Origin of the sequence: Mycolicibacterium tusciae (assembly GCF_002086795.1) — a bacterium.
GTDB classification, from domain to species: Bacteria; Actinomycetota; Actinomycetes; order Mycobacteriales; family Mycobacteriaceae; genus Mycobacterium; species Mycobacterium tusciae.
The window spans coordinates 364,142-385,436 of sequence record NZ_MVIM01000001.1; the positions used below are offsets into that span (position 1 = coordinate 364,142).

Annotated in this window: 18 protein-coding genes and 1 pseudogene; 5 read left to right on the forward strand and 14 right to left on the reverse strand. The window is 66.8% G+C overall.

Features of this window, described 5'->3' with window-relative positions; translation table 11 throughout:
• Positions 1-14: 14 nt before the first annotated feature.
• The gene (locus BST47_RS01720) at positions 15-1,961 is read right to left on the reverse strand and encodes a primosomal protein N' (RefSeq protein ID WP_083123734.1); all 1,947 of its coding nucleotides are present in this window, start codon (positions 1,959-1,961) and stop codon (positions 15-17) included.
• 57 nt (positions 1,962-2,018) lie between these two features.
• Positions 2,019-2,783 carry a lysoplasmalogenase gene (locus tag BST47_RS01725; RefSeq protein ID WP_083123459.1) on the reverse strand — a complete coding sequence of 255 codons (765 nt, stop codon included), beginning with the start codon at positions 2,781-2,783 and terminating at the stop codon, positions 2,019-2,021.
• Between BST47_RS01725 and BST47_RS01730 the strand changes: the two are divergent.
• From BST47_RS01730 to BST47_RS01740, 3 genes and pseudogenes are all read left to right on the forward strand, one after another.
• A pseudogene (locus tag BST47_RS01730) lies at positions 2,746-3,693 on the forward strand (alpha/beta hydrolase). The gene BST47_RS01725 and the pseudogene BST47_RS01730 sit on opposite strands and share 38 nt — an antisense overlap.
• Positions 3,694-3,829: 136 nt before the next feature.
• Positions 3,830-5,311, forward strand: a complete 1,482-nt coding sequence (locus tag BST47_RS01735; protein ID WP_083123460.1) for a flavin-containing monooxygenase — start codon at positions 3,830-3,832, stop codon at positions 5,309-5,311.
• Between the two features lie 174 nt (positions 5,312-5,485).
• Positions 5,486-5,842: a cupin domain-containing protein gene (locus BST47_RS01740; protein ID WP_083123461.1), complete on the forward strand. Its 357-nt coding sequence runs from the start codon at positions 5,486-5,488 to the stop codon at positions 5,840-5,842.
• Here the strand turns inward: BST47_RS01740 and metK are convergent.
• The 5 genes from metK to mihF all read right to left on the reverse strand — a co-directional run bounded on the left by metK (position 5,839) and on the right by mihF (position 9,729).
• Positions 5,839-7,047, reverse strand: a complete 1,209-nt coding sequence (gene metK, locus BST47_RS01745) for a methionine adenosyltransferase (protein WP_083123462.1) — start codon at positions 7,045-7,047, stop codon at positions 5,839-5,841. The two genes, BST47_RS01740 and metK, sit on opposite strands and share 4 nt — an antisense overlap.
• 127 nt (positions 7,048-7,174) lie before the next feature.
• Positions 7,175-8,428, reverse strand: a complete 1,254-nt coding sequence (gene coaBC / locus BST47_RS01750) for a bifunctional phosphopantothenoylcysteine decarboxylase/phosphopantothenate--cysteine ligase CoaBC (RefSeq protein WP_083123463.1) — start codon at positions 8,426-8,428, stop codon at positions 7,175-7,177.
• 40 nt (positions 8,429-8,468) lie between these two features.
• Complete coding sequence (gene rpoZ / locus BST47_RS01755; protein WP_083123464.1) at positions 8,469-8,783, reverse strand: DNA-directed RNA polymerase subunit omega; 315 nt, start codon at positions 8,781-8,783, stop codon at positions 8,469-8,471.
• 19 nt (positions 8,784-8,802) lie between these two features.
• On the reverse strand, positions 8,803-9,399 hold the full coding sequence (gmk, locus tag BST47_RS01760) for a guanylate kinase (RefSeq protein ID WP_083123465.1): 597 nt from the start codon (positions 9,397-9,399) through the stop codon (positions 8,803-8,805).
• Between the two features lie 15 nt (positions 9,400-9,414).
• Positions 9,415-9,729 (reverse strand): integration host factor, actinobacterial type, encoded by a 315-nt coding sequence (gene mihF, locus BST47_RS01765; protein ID WP_006244838.1) that lies wholly within the window; start codon positions 9,727-9,729, stop codon positions 9,415-9,417.
• 549 nt (positions 9,730-10,278) lie between these two features.
• Here mihF and BST47_RS01770 point away from each other — a divergent pair.
• Complete coding sequence (locus tag BST47_RS01770; RefSeq protein WP_234809540.1) at positions 10,279-11,343, forward strand: DUF2330 domain-containing protein; 1,065 nt, start codon at positions 10,279-10,281, stop codon at positions 11,341-11,343.
• Positions 11,344-11,383: 40 nt separating this feature from the next.
• Here BST47_RS01770 and pyrF read toward each other — a convergent pair whose 3' ends face one another.
• From pyrF to pyrR, 7 genes are read right to left on the reverse strand one after another with little or no spacing between them, the layout of a single operon-like run.
• Positions 11,384-12,202: an orotidine-5'-phosphate decarboxylase gene (gene pyrF, locus BST47_RS01775; RefSeq protein WP_083123466.1), complete on the reverse strand. Its 819-nt coding sequence runs from the start codon at positions 12,200-12,202 to the stop codon at positions 11,384-11,386.
• On the reverse strand, positions 12,199-15,537 hold the full coding sequence (gene carB, locus BST47_RS01780; protein ID WP_083123467.1) for a carbamoyl-phosphate synthase large subunit: 3,339 nt from the start codon (positions 15,535-15,537) through the stop codon (positions 12,199-12,201). The genes pyrF and carB overlap by 4 nt, the downstream gene beginning before the upstream one ends.
• Complete coding sequence (gene carA, locus BST47_RS01785; RefSeq protein ID WP_083123468.1) at positions 15,537-16,655, reverse strand: glutamine-hydrolyzing carbamoyl-phosphate synthase small subunit; 1,119 nt, start codon at positions 16,653-16,655, stop codon at positions 15,537-15,539. The genes carB and carA overlap by 1 nt, the downstream gene beginning before the upstream one ends.
• Positions 16,652-17,149 (reverse strand): PH-like domain-containing protein, encoded by a 498-nt coding sequence (locus BST47_RS01790; RefSeq protein ID WP_083123469.1) that lies wholly within the window; start codon positions 17,147-17,149, stop codon positions 16,652-16,654. The genes carA and BST47_RS01790 overlap by 4 nt, the downstream gene beginning before the upstream one ends.
• The gene (locus tag BST47_RS01795) at positions 17,146-18,438 is read right to left on the reverse strand and encodes a dihydroorotase (protein WP_083123470.1); all 1,293 of its coding nucleotides are present in this window, start codon (positions 18,436-18,438) and stop codon (positions 17,146-17,148) included. The genes BST47_RS01790 and BST47_RS01795 overlap by 4 nt, the downstream gene beginning before the upstream one ends.
• Positions 18,435-19,382, reverse strand: coding sequence for an aspartate carbamoyltransferase catalytic subunit (locus BST47_RS01800; protein WP_083123471.1), 948 nt, complete (start codon positions 19,380-19,382; stop codon positions 18,435-18,437). The genes BST47_RS01795 and BST47_RS01800 overlap by 4 nt, the downstream gene beginning before the upstream one ends.
• Entirely contained in the window at positions 19,379-19,951 is a 573-nt protein-coding gene (pyrR, locus tag BST47_RS01805) for a bifunctional pyr operon transcriptional regulator/uracil phosphoribosyltransferase PyrR (RefSeq protein ID WP_083123472.1), read from the reverse strand. The genes BST47_RS01800 and pyrR overlap by 4 nt, the downstream gene beginning before the upstream one ends.
• A 136-nt stretch (positions 19,952-20,087) precedes the next feature.
• On the opposite strand from pyrR, the gene BST47_RS01810 reads away from it, so the two are divergent.
• A complete protein-coding gene (locus tag BST47_RS01810; RefSeq protein ID WP_083123473.1) occupies positions 20,088-21,293 on the forward strand; it encodes a serine hydrolase domain-containing protein in 1,206 nt (401 codons plus the stop codon).
• Positions 21,294-21,295: the final 2 nt, after the last annotated feature.

Below are 21,295 nucleotides of genomic sequence, written 5' to 3' on the forward strand. Positions count from 1 at the left end.
CCGGGCTGCCCGCATTACCCTATGTGCAAGGGGTCGATTTGCACACGCACCGGCTCGTTCTCGCGCCGCGCACTGAGCACCCCTGCGGCGCGTCGCAGCGCCGCCGCGAGCGGCAACCCGGCGTCGCGCGGCACCCGCACCAGCATCCGATTGACCGGCTTCTCCGGCGGCGTGCCGGGCGGTCGACGTGCGCCGGGTGGCAGGTCGACGGGCCCGAGCAGGTCGGCGTCGTCGGGCAGTTCCGCGGTGTCGATCATCGCGCGCACAGCGTCGGGCGCTCCGTCGATCGCGGCCATGTGCACCGCGGGTGGCAGCCCGACCTCCGCGCGGGAGTCGAGCTCGGATTCGGCGTGGCCGACGGGATCCCACCGGATCAACGCCTGCACGGTGGGGATGGCGGATTCGGCGACCACCGCCACGACGCCGCCGTCGGCACGGCTACGGACGAGGGCGGCGGCGGCCATCCAGCGGCGCAACGCGTCCTCGGAAGCCCGCAGATCCTGCCGTCCGAGCAACGCCCACGTGTCGAGGAGCAGGGCGGCGCCGTAACGGCCCGCAGCGAGCGGTTCCGCGCCGGGTGTCGACACGACCACGGCCGGCTCCGCAGGGACCGCGGCGACCATGGCGTCACCACCGGATGTCACGACGGTGACGCCGGGAAATGCGCGGCCCAGTTCCTCGGCTGTCCGACGGGCGCCGACGACGACTGCCCGCACGGCGTCGGATCCGCAGCGCGTGCAGCGCAGTGCGGGTTCCTCCCGGCCGCACCACCGGCACAACGCGCCCGCGGCGTCGCGTGCGGGCAGCGACAACGGGCCCGTGCAGTGCCGGCAACGGGCGATCGTGCGGCAGCGATTGCACGCCAGCGCGGGCACATAGCCGCGGCGGGGTACCTGGACCAGTACCGGCAGCCCGGATGTCAGCGCCGTACGCGCGGCCTGCAGCGCCATCGTCGGCAGGCGCGCCGTCCGTGCCGCCGGATCGCGTTCCTGCGCGAAACCGCTGTCCTCGATCGCTATCACGCGCGGCGACCGTGCCCGCACCTCCTGTCGGGTGGCCACCAGATCGTGCGCCCAGCCGGTGCGGACCAGCGCCTGAGCCTCGGCGGTCCGCGCATAACCTCCGATGAGCGACGCGCAGCGCAGCTGGTGAGCCCGCAGCATCGCTACTTCTCTGGCGTGCGGGTAGGGCGCCCGCGGCTCGGCGAGTGTGTCGTCGCCGTCGTCCCACACCATCACCAGTCCCAGATTCGCCACCGGCGCGAAGACCGCGCTGCGGGTACCGATGACGATGCGCGCCCCGCCCCGCAACACCGACAGCCATCGCCGATAGCGTTGTGCGGGGCCAAGACCCGCGGAGAGCGCCACCACATGAGCCTCGTCGACCAGGGCGATGGCCGCGGCGTGCATCGCGTCGACGTCGCGCTGGTCGGGCAGGACGATCAGGGCGGCACGGCCGGTGTTCGCGGTCGCGGCGGCCAGTTCGGCAAGACGTTCGGGCCAACTCTCCCCGGGTAGCGCCTGCCACACCGCGCGAGCGGCGCGCCCGTCGTACAGTGCGGCGACGTACTGCTCGCCGCCGCGATAGGCGGCCCACGCTGTGGTGTCCACGGGTTCGACGGCCAAGGGTTTCGGCTGCGGGGGAGGCTGCTTTTCGACGTTGGCATGTCGCGGTGGGACGGCGAGCCGTAACACGTCGGCCCGGGTGCCCCCATACCGGGCGGCGACGGCGTCGGCGAGCCTGCGCACGTCGGGCGTCAGCACCGGCTCGGCGGAAACCACCCGGTCCAGCCAGCCGAGTTTCCCGACATGGTCCGTCTCCGAACGCCTTTCGAGCACGAATGCGTCGACCAGGCGGCCGTGGAAGCGCACCCGCACACGCACCCCGGGTTGCGCATCGTCGGACTGGTCGGCGGCGACCAGATAGTCGAATTCGCGGTCCAGATGCGGTACCGACAACATCGGGAGCACACGCGCAATGGGCTCGTGCTCGGCCGGCTGCCGGGTACTGGTCGCCACCTATGCAGATGTAGCAGACGGCGCCGACGGCTCTACCGGGCGGCCGAAGAAGAAGCCGGCGGTGATCAGCACCAGCGATGTCGCGTACGCCCACCAAATGGGCACGGCGAGCATCTCGTTGCCCAAAACGAACTTGGAGATGCCGATCATGCCGTCGGACACTGCGAAGCACGCCGCGCCCAGCGCGGTCCACGGCGTCGGCAGCCGGGCCATCAGCGCCGTGCACACCATGGCGCAGAGCACCGCGATGTACAGCGTCACCGGTATGGCCATGCCCTCTGCGATCAGCCGCGGCCAGAACCACACCAACAAGGCGATGCAGGCACACACTGTGACGGCGGCGGCCGCCAGCCGGGGAGCCGACCGCGCCGCCAGTGGGAGGAGCGCGGCCAGGAAGCACAGGTGCGCGACGAGGAACGCGCCGAGGCCGAGCACGAATGACGGCTCCCACCACGGCATCGCCAAGAAGAAGTCGCCCGCCGCCGAGAACAGCAGCGCGGCCAGCAGCCATCGGCGTTCGCGAGCGACGGGGTGCGTCAGCGCGGCGGCGGCGAGCAGCACCGCCGTCGCCGCCTTGACCTCGGGTTGCAATGCGAACTGGCCGGTCAGCTCGGCGCCGGCCGGCAATCGAAGCGCCGTCACAATCAAAAACACGCCGTAACCGGCGCCGACGACCGCGGCCGTTACCCACAGAAGCCTGGTTCGCGGGTGTGCGTACCGTGTCCCCATGTCTGTCTCTGAGGACAAACCGGCCGTCGACGCCATCCTGAGAAGGTAATGGAATCCGTCCCGTTTCAGTTGACAACCGACGGAGGTGTTGAAGAAGCGCGCCAACGTTTCCGCGATATCCCCCGCGCGGAGGTCTATCCAGAGGTGCGCAGCGAGGACCGCGTCATCGACGGGCCCGCAGGCCCGATCCCGATCCGCATCTACCGGCCGGCCGCCGACAGTGCCATCCCGCTGCCGGTGGTGGTGTTCATCCACGGCGGCGGGTGGTCGGTCGGCGACCTGGACACCTACGACGGTATCGCCCGTCGTCACGTGGTCGGTGCGGACACGATCGTCGTCTCGGTCGACTACCGGCTGGCGCCGAGCACCCCTACCCCGCCGCCGTCGACGATGCGTGGGCCGCCACCCAGTGCGTCGCCGAGAACGCGGCCGCTTTGGGTGGCGATCCCGATCGGCTGGCAGTCGCCGGCGACTCTGCGGGGGCAACCTGTCCGCGGTGGTCGCTCAGCTGGCGCGCGACGCCGGCGGGCCACGAATTCGGTTTCAGCTGTTGTGGTATCCGGCGACGACCTTCGACACCTCGTTGCCGTCGTTCACCGAGAATGCCAATGCGCCGGTCCTCGACGTCGACGGGTGCAAAGGGTGCACGCGTTGGTATCTCGGCGATCTCGACGTCTCCGACATGCCCGCGACGTTGGCGCCCGCCCGCGCGGAGGATCTCTCCGGTCTTCCGCCGGCCTACATCGCCGTCGCGGGCCACGACCCGCTGCGCGACGACGGCATGCGGTATGGCGAACTGCTGGCCGCCGCAGGGGTGCCCGTCGAAGTGCACAACGCGCAGACGCTGGTACACGGCTACGCCGGGTACGACGGGGTGGTACCCGCCGCCACGGACGCCGTCGAGCGCGCACTGCGTTCGCTTCGGAGCGCGTTACACGTGGGGTGAGCTCGCGACCGGCCTGCGCTGAATTGCTGGCCGCTGCAGACGTTCCCGTCGAGCACTATCGCGCGCGGCACTTGCACTCCTCGACGTGGGACCTCACCATGGTTAGAGCGACACCGCCCAACGACGGGAAAGCCATATGACAGTGCCCCGGTACGACACCGTCATCGTCGGCGCCGGTTTCTCCGGCATCGGCACCGCGATCACACTCGACAAGTCCCGGATGGGCAATTATCTGGTGATCGAAGCGGGCGACGGGCCGGGTGGGACCTGGTACTGGAACACGTATCCCGGTATTGCCGTGGACATTCCGTCGTTCTCCTACCAGTTCTCCTTCGAGAAGAGCCCGAATTGGACACGCACCTACGCGCCGGGACGGGAACTGAAGGCCTACGCCGAGCACTGCGTTGACAAATATGACCTGCGCCGCAAGATCCGATTCAACACCAAGGTGCTCGGCGCGACCTTCGACGACGACGACAACCTGTGGCGCGTACACCTCGACACCGGCGAGTCGGTGACCGCCAGATTCCTCGTCAACGCCAGCGGCGTGCTGATCACCCCCAATATGCCCGACATCGACGGTGTCGACTCGTTCGCCGGCGTGACGATGCACACCGCACGCTGGGATCACGCGCAGGACCTCACCGGTAAGCGTGTCGCCATCATCGGGACCGGCGCGTCCGCCGTGCAGGTCATCCCCGAGATCGCGCCAATCGTGGAGCGCCTGACGGTTTTTCAGCGCACCCCGATCTGGTGCCTCCCCAAGCCTGACGTGCCGCTGTCGCCGAGGACCCGGCGTCTGATGCGACTCCCCGGTGGCCCGGCATTGCAGCGTCTGCTCAGCCAGGCGTACGTCGAACTGACCTTCACGTTGCCCGCGCAGTACTTCACCCTCAACCCGATGGCCAAGAACATGTCGCAGTTCGGCAAGTCGTATCTGCGAAAGCAAGTTCACGACCCGGAGGTGCGTGACAAGCTCACCCCGCGCTACGCCGTCGGGTGCAAGCGCCCGGGTTTTCACAACACGTATCTTTCGACGTTCAACCGAGACAACGTTGACCTGGTGACCGAGCCGATCGACAAGATCACCGGGTCAGGCGTGGCGACCGTCGACGGTGAGACCCGCGACGTCGACGTGCTGATCCTGGCGACCGGGTTCAAGGTGATGGACATCGAGGACAATCCGACCTACCCGGTGACCGGGGCCGGCGGCCGTTCGTGGAGCGAGCATTTCAGCCAGCGGCGCCTGCAATCGTATGAAGGCGTCGCCGTGCCCGGTTTCCCGAACTTTTTCACGGTGTTCGGCCCGTACGGGTACGTCGGGAACTCGTACTTCTCGCTGATCGAGACCCAGACACACCACATCGTGCGCTGCCTGAAACACGCTCGCAGAAAGCGGGCCGACCGCGTAGAGGTCAAACAAGAGGCCAACGACCGCTACTTCGCCGAAATGATGCGCAAGCGGCACCGCCAGATCTTCTGGCAGGACACTTGCAAGGACGCCAGGAGCTATTACTTCGACAAGAACGGCGATGTGCCGTTGCGATCGGCCAGCACACTCCAGACATATTGGCGCGCCCGACGCTTCCCGCTCACCGATTACGAGTTCAGTCCCTAGTCGCGCGGCTTCTTCCGTTTGCAATCTTCTCGCCGGACCCGGTGCCACGCTGGAATGTCTTGGGCCGCATACGCTTACGATATATCCCAAGCGTGTGAAATCTTCCATGTCGTCGACGTCTCCCGCTAGCCGCACTAGGCTCGGTGAATCAGTCGTTCGACCGAGGGGTAAGCGATGCAGAGTTTGACGTTTGAAGGCATCCCGGTTGCCGTCGACGGGGAGGGCGTGGACTTTCGCAGCCAACAATTGGGCGAGATGTCCATCGCGTGGGTGAAGCTCGGCGCCGGTGCGGACCTGCGGCCGGCGCTGGCGGGACTGCCCGGCGACATGTGCCAGTGCCCGCACTGGGGTTACATGCTGAGCGGGCAGCTTCGCATGCACACAAGCAGCGGTGCGCAGACCTACAACGCGGGTGAGGCGTTCTACTGGGCCGCCGGGCACGCGCCGGAGGCCGTCACCGACTGCGAGTACATCGACTTCTCGCCGACCGAAGAACTACAGACGGTCCTGCGCCACGTCACCGGCGGCTAGACGGCCGCCTTCAGCTCGTCGACCTTGTTGACCTGTTCCCAGGGCAGCTCGACGTCGGTGCGACCGAAGTGGCCATAGGCGGCGGTCTGCGCGTAGATCGGCCGCAGCAGATCCAGATCGCGCACGATCGCGCCGGGCCGCAGGTCGAACACCGAGGTGATCGCCTTCTCGATACGGGCCGGGTCGACCGTCTCACTGCCGAAGGTCTCCACGAACAGCCCAACCGGGGCCGCCTTACCGATTGCGTAGGCGACCTGCACTTCGACCCGCTCCGCCAACCCGGCTGCGACCACGTTTTTTGCCACCCAGCGCATCGCATACGCCGCGGAGCGGTCCACCTTGGACGGATCCTTGCCGGAGAACGCGCCGCCGCCATGACGGGCCCAGCCGCCGTAGGTGTCGACGATGATCTTGCGGCCGGTCAGGCCTGCATCACCCATCGGACCACCGAGCACGAACTTGCCGGTCGGGTTGACCAGCAGCCGGAAGTCGGAGGTGTCCATCGAGTCGTGGTTGAGGTCGGCCAGCACGGTGTTGACGACCTTCTCCCGGATGTCGGGCGCCAACGTGGCGTCCAGGTCGATACCGGCGGCGTGCTGCGTCGAGAGCACCACTGTGTCGAGGCGCACCGGAGTAGTGCCGTCGTATTGCACGGTGACCTGGGTCTTACCGTCGGGGCGCAGGTAATCCAGCACGCCGCTCTTGCGAACCTCGGTCAGCCGGCGCGACAGCCGGTGCGCCAGCGCGATCGGCAGCGGCATCAGCTCGGGGGTGTCCCTGATGGCGTATCCGAACATCAGGCCCTGGTCACCGGCACCCTGGGCGTCCAGTGGGTCACCTGCGCCTTCGACGCGCGTCTCGTGAGCGGTGTCGACGCCCTGCGCGATATCGGGCGACTGCGCGCCGATTCCGATGTTGACGCCGCAGGTCTCGCCGTCGAAACCCTTTTCCGACGAGTCGTAGCCGATGTCGAGGATGCGCGCCCGCACGGTGTTGGTGATGTCGGCGAACGCTTCCTTTGCCGTCGTCGTGACCTCGCCGACGACGTGGACCTGGCCGGTGGTGACCAACGTTTCGACCGCGACGCGGGATTTGGGATCGTCCGCAAGCAACGCGTCGAGCACCGAGTCGCTGATGGCGTCACAGATCTTGTCGGGGTGGCCCTCGGTCACCGACTCACTGGTAAACAGCCGAGCTTCACTCACGGTGTGATCCTTCCGCTCAAGTCCCCTTGAGGTAGTTAGTTAGTCAAATTATATGCTGCTCGTTTGCACCCAAGCGCGTGCAAAGGTTCGGCACAACCCTTTCACGGCCCCGGAGTCGTGATTCGCGTTACCCGCTACCGTCCTGCAGCACCGCCACGATCGCGTCCACGATACGGCTGGCCATCAGAGTTTTCGAACCGTGCTCCAATGCGGACTCCGTGCCGTCGGCTGCCAGCAGCCATCCGTCGTTGTTGTCCACTTCGAACGCCCGATTCTCGCCGACGGCGTTGACCACCAGCAGATCGCATCCCTTGCGCTGCAATTTGGTTCGAGCGTGGAACAGCACATCGCCGTTCGCATCGCCGGTCTCGGCGGCGAACCCCACGATGGCACGCATGTTGGGCAGCTGGCCGTCGGTCCGCGCCCGGACGGCACCCGCGAGCACGTCGTCGGTGCGGGTGAGCTCGATGACCGGTGTCGCCGCATCGGGGTCGGCGGACTTCTTGATCTTGTTGGTTTCCACCTGAGACGGGCGGAAATCGGCGACCGCGGCGGCCATCACCAGCACATGCGCGTCTGGGGCGTGCTTCGAGACGGCGTCCCTGAGCTGCGCAGCCGAGCCGATGTGGACCACCTCAACCCCCGCCGGGTCGATGAGGCCCGCGGTATTGCCTGCGATGAGCGTGACGTCGGCCCCGCGCTGTGCCATCACCCGCGCCATTGCATAGCCCTGCTTGCCCGAACTCCGGTTGCCGATGAATCGCACCGGGTCGATCGGTTCGCGCGTGCCCCCTGCGGTGACGAGGACCTTGACGCCGGCCATGTCATACGGCAGGGCGTCTCCGCGCTCCAGCAGCAGGTGGGCGAGCGTGGAGATCTCCTCGGCCTCCGGAAGTCGGCCCGCGCCGCTGTCGGCGCCGGTAAGCCGCCCGGATGCCGGCTCCAACACCACCGCGCCCCGACGCCGCAGCGTGGCCACGTTGTGCTGGGTGGCCGGGTGCAACCACATCTCGGTGTGCATCGCGGGAGCGAAGAGCACCGGACATCGCGCGGTGAGCAGTGTGGCGGTCAGCAGGTCGTCGGCACGGCCGGCGACAGCTCGCGCCAATAGATCGGCCGTCGCCGGGGCGACCACGACGAGGTCGGCCTCCTGCCCGATCCGGACGTGGGGCACCTCGTGGACGTCATCCCAGACGCCGGTATGAACAGGGTTTCCGGAGAGCGCTTCGAACGTCGCCGCACCGATGAAGCGCAGGGCGGACTCGGTGGGAACGACGCGGACGGCGTGGCCCGCCTCGGTCAGCTGCCGGACGACGGTGGCCGCCTTGTAGGCGGCGATGCCACCGGCGACGCCGACGATGATCCGCTTGCGTTCGGTCACTTCAACCCTTCGCCCAAGGACTCATCGCCGGGCCCCTCCGCTACTCGCCTTCGGTGTGCTCGAGTAGGTCGCCGTGAATCTCGCGCATCGCGATCGACAGCGGCTTCTCCTGCAGGCCGGGCTCGACCAGCGGTCCCACGTATTCGAGGATGCCGTCGCCGAGCTGGTTGTAGTAGTCGTTGATCTGGCGCGCACGCTTGGCGGCGTAGATCACCAGCGCATACTTGCTGGACGCGCGGTCGAGCAGCTCGTCGATGGGGGGATTGGTGATACCCAACGGGGTGTCATAGGCGCCGGCGCCGGGCGCGATGTCGTCGACAGCGGTCAATTGGGCGTCGGCGTGGGGTGTGCTCACGTAGAAGATCTCCAGACGGTTATGCGTGAAATTTGGGTGGCTCACCGCGGGCCACCAGCAAGGATACCAATTCAGAGCAGGCAGACTCCAATTCGCTGTTCACGACGACCACATCGAAGTCGTTCTGAGCTGCCAGTTCGTCGCGTGCAGTGGCCAGTCGGCGGGCCATGACTTCGGCGCTTTCGGTGCCGCGCCCGATCAGCCGGCTCTCCAGAGCCTCCCAGCTGGGCGGCGCGAGGAAGACCGTGAGGACTTCCGGCATCGACTTCTTGACGGCGCGAGCGCCCGCCAGATCCACTTCGATCAGTACGGGACGGCCGGCTTCGATGGCCTCGCAAACCGGCGCTGCGGGGGTGCCCGACCGGTGCAGACCGCCGTGGATCTCGGCCCATTCCAGCAGGGCACCGCTGTCGATCAGGTCCTGGAACCGCTCTGCTGTGACAAACGAATAGTCGATGCCGTCGACTTCGCCCGGACGCGGGGCCCGAGTGGTGACGGAGACACTGAAGTGCAAGTCGGGAACGCGGTCACGCAGACAGCGGACGACAGACGATTTCCCGACGGCAGAGGGGCCGGACAACACGATTGCCCGCCCGGCCCCCCGGCCGGCGCTCAACTTATGCGCCCGGAATTACTGGTCGAACTTTTCCAGCAGCGCCTTGCGCTGGCGATCTCCCAGGCCACGCAGGCGACGGGTCGGGGCGATCTCGAGTTCGGTCATGATTTCCTGCGCCTTGACCTTGCCCACCTTGGGCAACGCCTCCAGAAGGGCAGAAACCTTCATCTTGCCCAAGACCTCATCGGTCTCGGCATCCTTCAGCACCTGCTTGAGGTTGGTGCCGCCGCGCTTGAGCCGGTCTTTGAGCTCGGCACGTATGCGTCGTGCGGCAGCAGCCTTCTCCAACGCTGCCGCGCGCTGCTCGTCGGTCAACTGGGGAAGGGCCACGGGGTTCCTCCGTCTCTCACACCATCATTGTTTCTTTATCGGCCGCTATGAAAAATTCCACAACAGCCAGCGACGACGACCGTACCCACGCAACCTGACGAAAGCGAACCCCACCCCCTGGTTCTGACGCCAAAAGCCCAGCGTGTAAGGCAGGGCCGCCGTGAGAGCCGATTCGCCCAAAATGGGCCGAAAGCGTCGATTTGAGCCGTTGAGGGGCCGGATTCGCCTGCGTATCAAGGCCTTTCAGTCCGCCTGGGGTGGCTTACCGACCCACTCAGCCTGTGGCCTGGACCACACCTCGTCAGCGGTTCACGGCCGGTCAAGAAAATTTTGCCTGGTCACCGCATGTCGGGCGTGTCGCAGCCCCCTGGCGGGCCGGTTCGAGCGGCTACGCGAGCGTCAATATTTGGATTGAATGCAAAAGTTCGGTTGGAGACGTGACGGGCCGTGCCTATGAGGCTGATGTTGCTTGTGTTGTCAATGTTGTTCGCCGATGGCGGCCTCATCCGAGGCCGGCAACGAAATAGGATTCGCCGAGAGGAGGTCGTCGTGGCCGCACGCGTCTGTCGATCCATCGTCCTGGTGCTGGCTCTGCTGGCCGGGGCGGCGCTGGTCAACGTCGCGAGCCCGGCTTGGGCCTGCGGCTGTGGGGCCTACGTCCCCGACAGCCCCAGCTCCTCGGTGGCCGACGAGCGCGCGCTGATCGCCTGGGACGGCACCACCGAGACCATCGTGATGTCGTTGTCGGTGACCGGTTCGTCGGACCGGGCCGGATGGGTCATGCCGGTGCCGTCCGCCGCGCGTATCACCCTCGGCGACACCGAGGTGTTCGAAGCGCTCAGCGAGCTCACCGCACCGAGGATCGAGTATCGCGATTCGTGGTGGCCGACCATCCCCTGGCTGGTGTGGGCTGGAGCGGAGTCGGATACCGCGGGTGCACCGGCCGGCGCGGTCAATGTGCTCGGCCGCCAGCGCCTCGGACCATTCGACGTCACCCGGCTAAGCGCCAGTGATCCGACTGTCCTGGCAAAGTGGTTGAAGGACAACGGTTTTCCACAGCCGGATGGGCTGGATGACAACCTCGCGCCGTATGTCGCCGAAGGCTGGGAGATCGTTGCGGTCCAATTGGTGCCGGCGGAAACCGATGGCTCGCTGTCGGGAGCGCTTCAGCCGCTGCGCCTCTCGTTCGCATCTGACACCGTCGTCTATCCGATGCGACTGTCCCGGTCGGCCACGATGTCGCAGTACATCGACCTCTACGTATTGGCGCCGCATCGAATGGATCCGTCGACGGTTCCCGTTCTCGCCGACAAGCCGACTCTCGAATTCGCGGGCCGGATCGATCGCAGCGCCTCCCCCGCGTTGGCCGACCACGTCGGGGACGCAGCGTTTCTGACGAGGTGGAAGAACACGATTTTGGACCCGGCGGCGATCGAGAGTGACTACATCTTCGAGCAGGCGCCCGCAGATACGCCCTTCCAGCAGGTCGTCTATCGCACGCGCGACCGCGGCGACCTGACGTACCTGATGTTGCTCGGCATACTCGGCGTCGGCGGCGTCGTCACGATCGTCCTGTTGACGCGACTCCTGCCGAAAAAGCCGGCGATGCGTTAGCGCTCGAGCGGATCGCTCTGCGCCGGCAGGTCATCGGCACTCATGCCAGATACGCGACGGCGTCGCGGAACTTCTCGGCCGCGGCGCGCAGTTCGGCGACATCGGGTCCGGCGCGCAGTACGTCCCGAGACACGGCCGGAAGCAGTTGACCGGCGTGTGACCCGCCGAGGCCGCCGAGCGCTTCGGGTCGTCCGCCCTGAGCCCCGACGCCCGGCACGAGCACCGGACCGCCCAGTGCGCTGACATCCGGTGGTTCGGCGAGCGTGGCGCCGACGACAACGCCGACAGATCCGGGTGTGGGCAGGCGATCACGATTGACCGCGGCCGCGGCGTCCACAATCGACTGCGCGACGGTTCGACCGCCGGTCTCGGCGCGCTGAACGGTCGCGCCCTCGGGGTTGGATGTCGCGGCGAGGACGAAGACACCGCGGCCGTTGGTCTCTGCGGTGTCGAGCAGCGGCTGCAACGATCCGAAGCCCAGATACGGCGATGCGGTCACGGCGTCGGCGGCCAGCGGCGAATCACCCGACCACGCATTCGCGTAGGCGGCCATCGTCGAGCCGATGTCCCCGCGTTTGGCGTCGGCCAACACCAGCACACCGGCGTCGCGCAGCGCAGCGATGGTGTGCTCCAGCACCGTGAATCCCGCGGCACCGTACGCCTCGAAGAAAGCCACCTGCGGTTTCACGATCGCGAAGCCGGCGAACGCCTCCACACAGATATCGCAGAACCGTGACAAGCCGTCGGCGTCGGCGCTCAGCCCCCAGGCGCTCAGCAGCTCGGGATGCGGATCGATACCGGGACACAACGGGCCACGGGCAGCGATCGCCTCGGCCAGCCGGGAGCCGAAACCCGTCACGACCCCAGCACGCTGTGCAGCTCCTGCAGCGACATCACGCCGATGTCCCCGCGAATGCCCGCCTCGATACCCTGGACGGCCGCAGAGGCGCCCTGCACGGTGGTCACGCACGGGATGTTCATCGACACTGCGGCCGAGCGGATCTCGTAGCCGTCGATACGAGGACCCGAGTTGCCGTACGGCGTATTGATCACCATGTCGACTTCACCGGACCGAATCAGGTCCACCGCCGACGAGGCTGGTCGCCCCTCCCCTGGATCTTCGAAGTGCTTGCGCACCTCGTCGCATGGAATACCGTTGCGCCGCAACATCTCGGCGGTGCCCGCGGTGGCCAGCACGCGGAAGCCCAGATCGGCGAGCCGCTTCACCGGGAACACCAGCGAGCGTTTGTCGCGGTTAGCCACGGAGACGAAGATCGTGCCCTCGGCGGGCAGCGATCCGTACGCCGCGGTCTGGCTCTTGGCGAAGGCGGTGCCAAAGTCGTGATCGATGCCCATCACCTCGCCGGTCGACTTCATCTCGGGGCCGAGCAGCGAATCGATCTGCGAACCGTCGGCCTTCCGGAAGCGATGGAAGGGCAGGACCGCTTCCTTGACCGCGACCGGGGCATTGCGTGCGGTCGTCGCGCCGTCACCGGTGGGCGGCAGTACTCCTTCTTGGCGCAGTTCGGCGATGGTGGCGCCCAACATGACTCGGGCACAGGCTTTTGCGAGTGGCACTGCCGTCGCCTTCGAGACGAACGGCACCGTCCGGCTGGCGCGTGGATTGGCCTCCAGCACGTACAGCACGTCGTCCTTCAGCGCGTACTGCACGTTGAGCAGACCGACCACGCCAATGCCGTGGGCGATCGCCTCGGTCGCGCGCCGCACGGATTCGATATCGCTGCGGCCCAAGGTCACCGGCGGCAGCGCGCAGGCCGAGTCGCCGGAGTGAATGCCGGCCTCCTCGATGTGCTCCATGACGCCGCCGATGTACACCTCGGTGCCGTCGCACAGTGCGTCGACGTCGATTTCGATGGCGTCCTCGAGGAAGCGGTCCACGAGCACCGGGTGTTCGGGTGAAAGTTCGGTGGCCCGGGTGATGTAGCCCTGCAGGGTCTCCTCGTCGTAGACGATCTCCATGCCTCGGCCGCCCAGGACGTAGGACGGGCGAACCAGCACCGGATAACCGATGTCGGCGGCGATCCGGCGGGCCTGCTCGAAGCTGGTCGCGGTGCCGAACCGCGGCGCGGGCAGTCCAGCGGTGTTGAGCACCTCGCCGAACGCGCCACGGTCTTCAGCAAGGTCGATCGCCTTGGGACTGGTGCCGACGATCGGCACGCCTGCCGTCTCCAGCCGCTCCGCCAGACCGAGTGGGGTCTGACCGCCGAGCTGCACGATGACCCCAACGACGCCGGGACCTCCTGCGCCGGAAGCGGATTCGGCATGATAGACCTCGAGCACGTCCTCGAACGTCAGCGGTTCGAAGTACAGCCGGTCGGCAGTGTCGTAGTCGGTAGAGACGGTCTCCGGGTTGCAGTTGACCATGACGGTCTCGAATCCGGCCTGGCTCAGCGTGGTGGCGGCGTGCACGCAGCTGTAGTCGAACTCGATGCCCTGCCCGATGCGGTTCGGGCCTGAGCCGAGGATGAGCACCTTTGGCTTCTCGGTCTGCGGCGCGACCTCGCTCTCCGCCGCGGGGTCGAGTTCGTAGCTGCTGTAGTGATACGGCGTCTTGGCTTCGAATTCGGCCGCACAGGTGTCGACGGTCTTGTACACCGGGTGAATGCCGAGCCGGGTCCGCAGGGACCGCACGCCGATCTCACCGGCCAATTCGGGTCGCAGGGCGGCGATTTGACGATCGGACAGGCCGTGGTACTTGCCGCGCCGCAGGAGCTGTTCGTCGAGCACCGGTGCGTCTAGCAGTTCGGCGCGCAGCGTGACCAGTCCCGCGATCTGTTCGACGAACCACGGATCGACACCAGAGGCCTCCGCCACCTGCTCGACGGTGGCGCCCTTGCGCAGCGCCAATTCGATGTCGTACAGCCGCCCGTCGGTCGGCGTCCTCAGGCCCGTGAGCAGGTCATCGACGGAAACGTCGGGGTCGGGCTTCGTCCAGAACCCGGCGCGACTGGTTTCCAACGACCGCATCACCTTGCCGAGCGCTTCGATGAAGTTGCGGCCCAACGACATCGCCTCGCCCACGGATTTCATGGTCGTGGTGAGTGTGGGGTCTGCGCCCGGGAACTTCTCGAACGCGAAGCGGGGCGCCTTGACGACGACATAGTCCAGGGTCGGCTCGAAGCACGCCGGCGTTTCCTTGGTGATGTCGTTGACGATCTCGTCGAGGGTGTAGCCGATCGCCAGTTTCGCGGCGATCTTCGCGATCGGGAAGCCCGTCGCCTTCGACGCCAGCGCACTGGAACGCGAGACGCGTGGGTTCATCTCGATCACGACGAGGCGGCCGTCGGCGGGATTCACGGCGAACTGGATGTTGCACCCACCGGTGTCGACGCCGACCTCACGCAGGATCTCGATGCCCAGACTGCGCATCTTCTGGTACTCGCGATCGGTCAGCGTCATCGCCGGCGCCACCGTGACCGAATCGCCGGTGTGCACACCCATCGGGTCGAAGTTCTCGATCGAGCAGACGACCACCACGTTGTCGTGGCCGTCGCGCATCAGCTCGAGCTCGAATTCCTTCCAGCCGAAGATCGATTCCTCGATCAGGACGTTGGCGCTCGGCGATGCCGCCAGCCCCTCGCCGGCCATCCGGTCCACATCCTCGGCGGAGTAGGCCATGCCCGAACCGAGCCCGCCCATCGTGAACGAGGGCCGCACCACCACCGGCAATCCGAGCTCGGCGACCGTCTCGCGGACCTCGTCCATCGTGAAACACACACGGGAGCGGGCAGATTCGCCGCCGACCTTGCTGACGATGTCCTTGAACTTCTGCCGGTCCTCGCCGCGCTGGATCGCCTCGAAATCGGCACCGATCAGCTCGACACCCCAGCGCTCGAGCGCTCCGTTCTCGTATAGCGCGACAGCGGTGTTCAGTGCCGTCTGCCCGCCGAGGGTGGCCAACAACGCGTCGACCTTGTTGCCCCGCTCGGCATGCTGGGCGAAGATCTTCTCGACGAACGCCGCGGTGATCGGTTCGACATAGGTGTGATCGGCGTACTCCGGGTCGGTCATGATCGTCGCCGGATTCGAGTTGATCAGACTCACTTGCAGGCCTTCTTCGCGGAGCACGCGGCACGCCTGTGTTCCCGAGTAGTCGAACTCACACGCCTGGCCGATGATGATCGGCCCGGAGCCGATCACGAGCACGTGGTTCAGGTCGCGGCGCTTCGGCATCAGCGGCCCTCCGCCATCAGGTCGACGAACTGGTCGAACAGGTAGTTCGCATCCTGTGGGCCCGCAGCGGCCTCGGGGTGGTACTGCACCGAAAAGGCTCTCCCATCAACCAGTTTGATGCCCTCGACGACGCCATCGTTGGCGCAGGTGTGACTGACGATCGCGGTACCGAAGTCGGTGTCGAACGTTTCGCCGGCCTCACCTTCGAGTGCGAACCCGTGGTTCTGCGCGGTCACCGCGACCCGACGGGTGGCGTGGTCCATGACGGGCACGTTGATGCCACGGTGACCGAAGACCATCTTGTATGTCGAGCGTCCCAGCGCGCGGCCGAGGATTTGATTGCCGAAGCAGATGCCGAAAAGCGGTATCCCCGCGCCGAGGACTTCCCGTGTCACACCGACGATGTGGTCGGCGGTGGCGGGGTCGCCGGGCCCGTTGGACAGAAATACGCCATCGGGATTGAGGTCGGCGATCTGGTCGTACGTGACCGTTGACGGGATCACGTGGCTGCGGATGCCGCGGGCGGCGAAGTTGCGCGGTGTGTTGGTCTTGATGCCGAGGTCGATCGCCGCGACGGTGAAGCGTGGAAGTCCTTCGGGTTCGACGATGTAGGTGGCGTCGGTGCTGACCTCGCCGGCCAGGTTGGCGCCCAGCATCGACGGCTGATCGCGGACACGGGCGAGCAATTCGTCGGCGTGCGAAAGCGCGTCGCCCGAGAACACTCCGGCCTTCATCGAGCCGAGACTGCGCAGGTGCCGTACCACGGCGCGGGTGTCGATTCCCGCAACCCCGACGATGCCCTGACGGACGAGCTCGTCGTCGAGAGTGCCTGTCGCGCGCCAGTTCGAGGCCCGTGGGGACGGATCGCGTACGGCGTAGCCGGCCACCCAGATCTTGTCGCCGCGGCTCTCCGCGTCCTCCTGGTTCCACCCGGTGTTGCCGATCTGCGGGGCGGTGGCCACCACGATCTGCCCGTGATAGCTGGGATCGGTCAACGTTTCCTGGTACCCGGACATGCCGGTGGAGAACACCGCTTCGCCGAGCGTCTGGCCGATCGCACCGAACGCCGTGCCGGTGAAGATGCGTCCGTCTTCCAGGACCAGTACTGCCCGGCTCATGCGGTCTCCAGCCACGGGTCGTACGCTGCGCGGTTGTCGGCGCGGAACCCGGTATCGATCTCGGTGCCCGACGGCAGGCGCCACCTGATGGCGAGGATGCCCTCGTGGGTCAGCGCCTTCCCCGCGACCCCGCGCTCGGTGCGGATCGCGGTGATCGACTCTTCGGGTATCCAGATCGGTCCTGCGCCATTGCGCTGCAACATGATCCCTTCGGGGTAACGGGTCAGCACCGCCTTGTGGCGGAATCCGAGATCGCCGACGGCGACGCGGTCGTTCCAATGCGGGACAAGCGTGCTGCCGACATACATACCCCTGGTGGCGGCCACGATCGCCGATCCCACGGTGTCGGGAAGCGGTGGCAGGGTGCCGATCAGTTCGGCCTGCCGCTCGGCGCGGCGACGCCAACCGCGCAGCATCGCCTGGATGATGACGGCGATCAGCACAGCCAGCACCGCGGCCATGATCAGCGACCCGACCAGCGTCCCGGTGTTCATGCCGGACTCTTCCCGTCGCGGGCAGTGACCTTGCCCCGCAACAGTGTCAACGTCACCGTCGCAGGCAACTCCATCGATTCGTACGGCGTGTTGTCGGAGCGGCTCGCCAGCTCGGACCCCTCCACCGTCCACGTCGCGTCGGGATCGACGACGGTCAGGTTGGCGGGCTCACCTGCCTCCAGCGGTCGGCCCTGGTCCGGCAATCCGACGATGCGGGCCGGGTTTTCGCTCATCACCCGGGCGACGTCGCGCCAGGTGAGCAGGCCGGGACGCACCATGGTCTGGACGACCACCGACAGCGCGGTCTGCAGGCCGAGCATCCCAGGGCGCGCGTGGGCGAACTCGCACATCTTCTCGTGCTCGGCATGCGGCGCGTGGTCGGTGGCGACGCAGTCGATCACCCCGTCGGCGAGCGCCTGGCGCAGGGCCTCGGCGTCGGCGGCCTCACGAAGCGGTGGATTCACCCGGTTTCGGCCGTCGTAGGAGGCCAGCCGGCCGTCGTCGAGCAGAAGATGGTGCGGGGTCACCTCGGCGGTGATCGAAATGCCTTGTTCCTTGGCCCATCTGACGATCTCGACAGTGCCCGCGGTGGAGGCATGGCAGATGTGCACGCGTGCGCCGGCGTCGCGTGCCAGTAACGCGTCCCGGGCGACAATGGACTCTTCGGCCGCTCGAGGCCAGCCCGCCAACCCCAGCAGCGCCGCGTTGGGCCCCTCGTGTGCCACCGCACCGACGGTGAGGCGGGGCTCCTCGGCATGCTGGGCGATGAGCACACCCAGGCCCGTCGCATATTCCAGTGCGCGGCGCATGATCAGCGGGTCGTGAACGCAGATGCCGTCATCGGAGAACATCCGCACCTGCCCGGCACCGTTGGCCATCATGCCCATCTCGGTGAGCTGGGCACCGGCCAGACCCATCGTCACCGCACCGACGGGATGCACGTCGACGAGCCCGACCTGCTGGCCGCGGTGCCACACGTGATCGGTGACGACCGGGCTGTCTGCGACCGGGTTGGTGTTGGCCATGGCGAACACCGCGGTGTAGCCACCCAAAGCGGCTGCGGCCGAGCCGGTTTCGATGTCCTCGGCGTACTCCCGGCCAGGCTCGCGCAGATGTGTGTGCAGGTCGACGAATCCGGGAAGCAGAATCTGACCGGTAGCGTCGACGACATCGGCATCGTCGGGAACGTCGAGCCCGGCACCGATGTCAGCGATCTGGCCGTCGGAGACGAGCACGTCGACCCGGTCACCCTCGCCGTAGAGGCGCACCCCGCGGATCAGGACGCTCATACGCTCATCGCTTCCACCTCAGCGCCCACCAGCAGGTGGAACAATACCGCCATTCGGATATGCACACCGTTGGAAACCTGCTGCAGGACAGCCGATTGCGGAGAATCAGCGACGGAGAACGCGATCTCCATGCCGCGCACCATCGGGCCGGGGTGCAGGACTACCGCGTTACCCGGAAGCAGTGCCTGGCGCTTCTCAGAGAGGCCGTACAGCACCGAGTACTCGCGCGCGGATGGGAAGAATCCGCCGGTCATCCGCTCGGCCTGCACACGCAGCATCAGCACCGCGTCGGCGACGGGCAATTCGGCGTCGAGGTCGTGCGACACGGTGACAGGCCAGTCTGCGACCCCGACCGGCAGCAGCGTGGGCGGGGCGACGAGCACCACTTCTGCGCCGAGCGTGTCGAGCAGCAGCACGTTGGACCGCGCGACCCGGCTGTGCAGCACGTCGCCGACTATGACAACTCGCTTGCCTTCGATGTCGCCGAGCCGTTGGCGGATGGTGAGCGCGTCGAGCAGTGCCTGCGTCGGGTGCTCGTGAGTGCCGTCGCCGGCGTTGATCACCGACGGGCCACCCTGCTCGGTGAGTGTCCACTCGGCAAGCTGCTGGGCCGCCCCAGAGGCGGGGTGGCGGATGATCAGGGCATCGGCCCCGGCGGCACGCAGGGTGAGGGCGGTGTCTCGAAGCGACTCACCTTTGGAGACAGAGGATCCCGACGCGCTGACATTGATGACGTCGGCACTCATCCATTTGCCTGCGACCTCGAATGACACCCGCGTGCGGGTGGAGTTCTCGTAGAACATCGTGATGATGGTGCGGCCGCGAAGCGTCGGCAGTTTCTTGACCTCGCGGCCGAGCAGAGCCTGGCTGAACCGGTCGGCGTTGTCGAGAATCGCCAGCGCTTCAGCCCGCGACAGGTCGCCGGTTGAGAGCAGGTGCTTCATCTTGCGGGCCCTCCCTGCGGTGCGATCCAGATGCCCTCGACTTGATCGTCTTCGGTCAGCCGCACCTTGACGTTCTCGGCCCTCGAGGTCGGCACGTTCTTGCCCACGTAGTCGGCCCGAAGTGGCAGCTCCCGGTGCCCGCGGTCGACGAGGACTGCGAGCTGGACGGCCCGTGGCCGGCCGATGTCGCGCAGTGCGTCCAGCGCCGAGCGCACGGAGCGACCGGTGTAGAGGACGTCATCGACCAGGATTACGAGAGTGCCGTCGATGCCGCCCTCAGGGATCGAGGTGTCCTCCAGCGGTCGGGGTGGCTTGCTGCCGAGATCGTCACGGTAGAGCGTGATGTCGAGGCCGCCGCGGGCGACGGTGACGTCGGCGAATTCCTTGATCTTCTCGGCCAGCCGCGCGGCGATGGTCACGCCACGGGTGGGGATGCCGAGAAGGATGACGGTCGGAGCATCGGGACCGTCGAGTGCGGTCTTCTCGATGATTTGATGGGCCATGCGGGAGATGGTCCGGCTGACGTCCGCTGAAGACATCAGTTCCCGGTCGGTGCCAGGCGCGCCCAAGGTAACCCTGACCTCCTTCTCCGCCTCTCAGGACGGCTCTTTAAAGGATGTCGAAACTGCGGGGAGCTTAGCACCTGCATTTCGGCCCGCCACACACGACACCATCGGTCCCCGGTGCTTCAGTACGCTGACGTCGATGAAGCTCGACGGTAACCAGACATCCATCCAAGAGGCCATCGACGCCGGGTTGCTCGCCGGGGCGGTGACGCTGGTGTGCCGCGCGGGCGAAGTGCTGCAAGTCAACGAGCTCGGCTACCGCGATGTCGACGCGGGCCAGCCGATGGAACGGGACACGATTTTCCGTATCGCTTCGATGACCAAACCCGTGACCGTCGCCGCCGCGATGAGCCTGGCCGAAGAGGGCAAGCTGTCGCTGTCCGACCCGGTCTCGACCTGGCTGCCCGAGCTGGCCGCTATGCAGGTGCTGGTTGATCCGCGCGGCCCGCTCGACAAGACGACTCCCGCCCGCCGGCAGATCACCATCGACGATCTGATGACCCACCGCAGCGGGCTCGCCTACACGTTCTCCGTGCTCGGTCCGCTGAGCAAGGCATACGGGCGGATGTCCTTCCGCCAGGATCAGGACCGCTGGCTGGCCGAGCTTGCGACGCTGCCGCTGGTGCACCAGCCCGGTGACCGACTGACCTACAGTCACGCAACCGACGTACTGGGTATTGCGCTGTCGCGGATCGAGGGCAAGTCACTCTCTGACGTCTTGTCGGAGCGCATCTTTCAACCGCTCGGGATGGTCGACACCGGTTTCTCGGTGGGCACCGCGGGACGGCCACGCGCCGCGACGATGTACAAGCTCGACGCAGATATGGTGCTTCAGCACGACGTGATGGGTCCGGCGCCGATCGTCGATCCGCCGTTCTGCACCGGCGGCGCCGGCCTGTGGTCCACCGCCGACGACTACCTTCGGTTTGCCCGGATGCTGCTCGGCGGCGGCACATTGGACGGTGTTCGGGTGCTGTCGGAGAAATCGGTCGAACTGATGCGCACCGACCGGTTGACCGACGAGCAGAAGCGGCAACCCTTTCTGGGGTCGCCGTTTTGGGTCGGCCGCGGCTTCGGGCTCAACCTCTCGGTCGTGACCGACCCCGCCAGATCACGGCAACTCTTCGGCCCCGGTGGCCTCGGCACGTTCAGTTGGCCCGGCGCGTACGGCACGTGGTGGCAAGCCGACCCGAGCGGCGATCTGGTACTCATCTACTTGATCCAGAATCTCCCTGAAATCAACGCCGACATGGCAGCGGCCGTCGCGGGCAACACCTCGTTGGCGAAGCTGCAAAGCGCACAGCCCAAGTTCGTCCGTCGGACGTATCAAGCGCTTGATCTCTGACG

What these genes read in the sequence shown, in the direction of transcription:
- BST47_RS01720 (WP_083123734.1), bottom strand. Translation starts at nt 1,961, where the DNA reads ATGTTGTCGGTACCGCATCTGGACCGCGAATTCGACTATCTGGTCGCC.
- BST47_RS01725 (WP_083123459.1), bottom strand. Translation starts at nt 2,783, where the DNA reads ATGGCGTCGACGGCCGGTTTGTCCTCAGAGACAGACATGGGGACACGG.
- BST47_RS01735 (WP_083123460.1), top strand. Translation starts at nt 3,830, where the DNA reads ATGACAGTGCCCCGGTACGACACCGTCATCGTCGGCGCCGGTTTCTCC.
- BST47_RS01740 (WP_083123461.1), top strand. Translation starts at nt 5,486, where the DNA reads ATGCAGAGTTTGACGTTTGAAGGCATCCCGGTTGCCGTCGACGGGGAG.
- carB (WP_083123467.1), bottom strand. Translation starts at nt 15,537, where the DNA reads ATGCCGAAGCGCCGCGACCTGAACCACGTGCTCGTGATCGGCTCCGGG.
- carA (WP_083123468.1), bottom strand. Translation starts at nt 16,655, where the DNA reads ATGAGCCGGGCAGTACTGGTCCTGGAAGACGGACGCATCTTCACCGGC.
- BST47_RS01790 (WP_083123469.1), bottom strand. Translation starts at nt 17,149, where the DNA reads ATGAACACCGGGACGCTGGTCGGGTCGCTGATCATGGCCGCGGTGCTG.
- BST47_RS01795 (WP_083123470.1), bottom strand. Translation starts at nt 18,438, where the DNA reads ATGAGCGTCCTGATCCGCGGGGTGCGCCTCTACGGCGAGGGTGACCGG.
- BST47_RS01800 (WP_083123471.1), bottom strand. Translation starts at nt 19,382, where the DNA reads ATGAAGCACCTGCTCTCAACCGGCGACCTGTCGCGGGCTGAAGCGCTG.
- BST47_RS01810 (WP_083123473.1), top strand. Translation starts at nt 20,088, where the DNA reads ATGAAGCTCGACGGTAACCAGACATCCATCCAAGAGGCCATCGACGCC.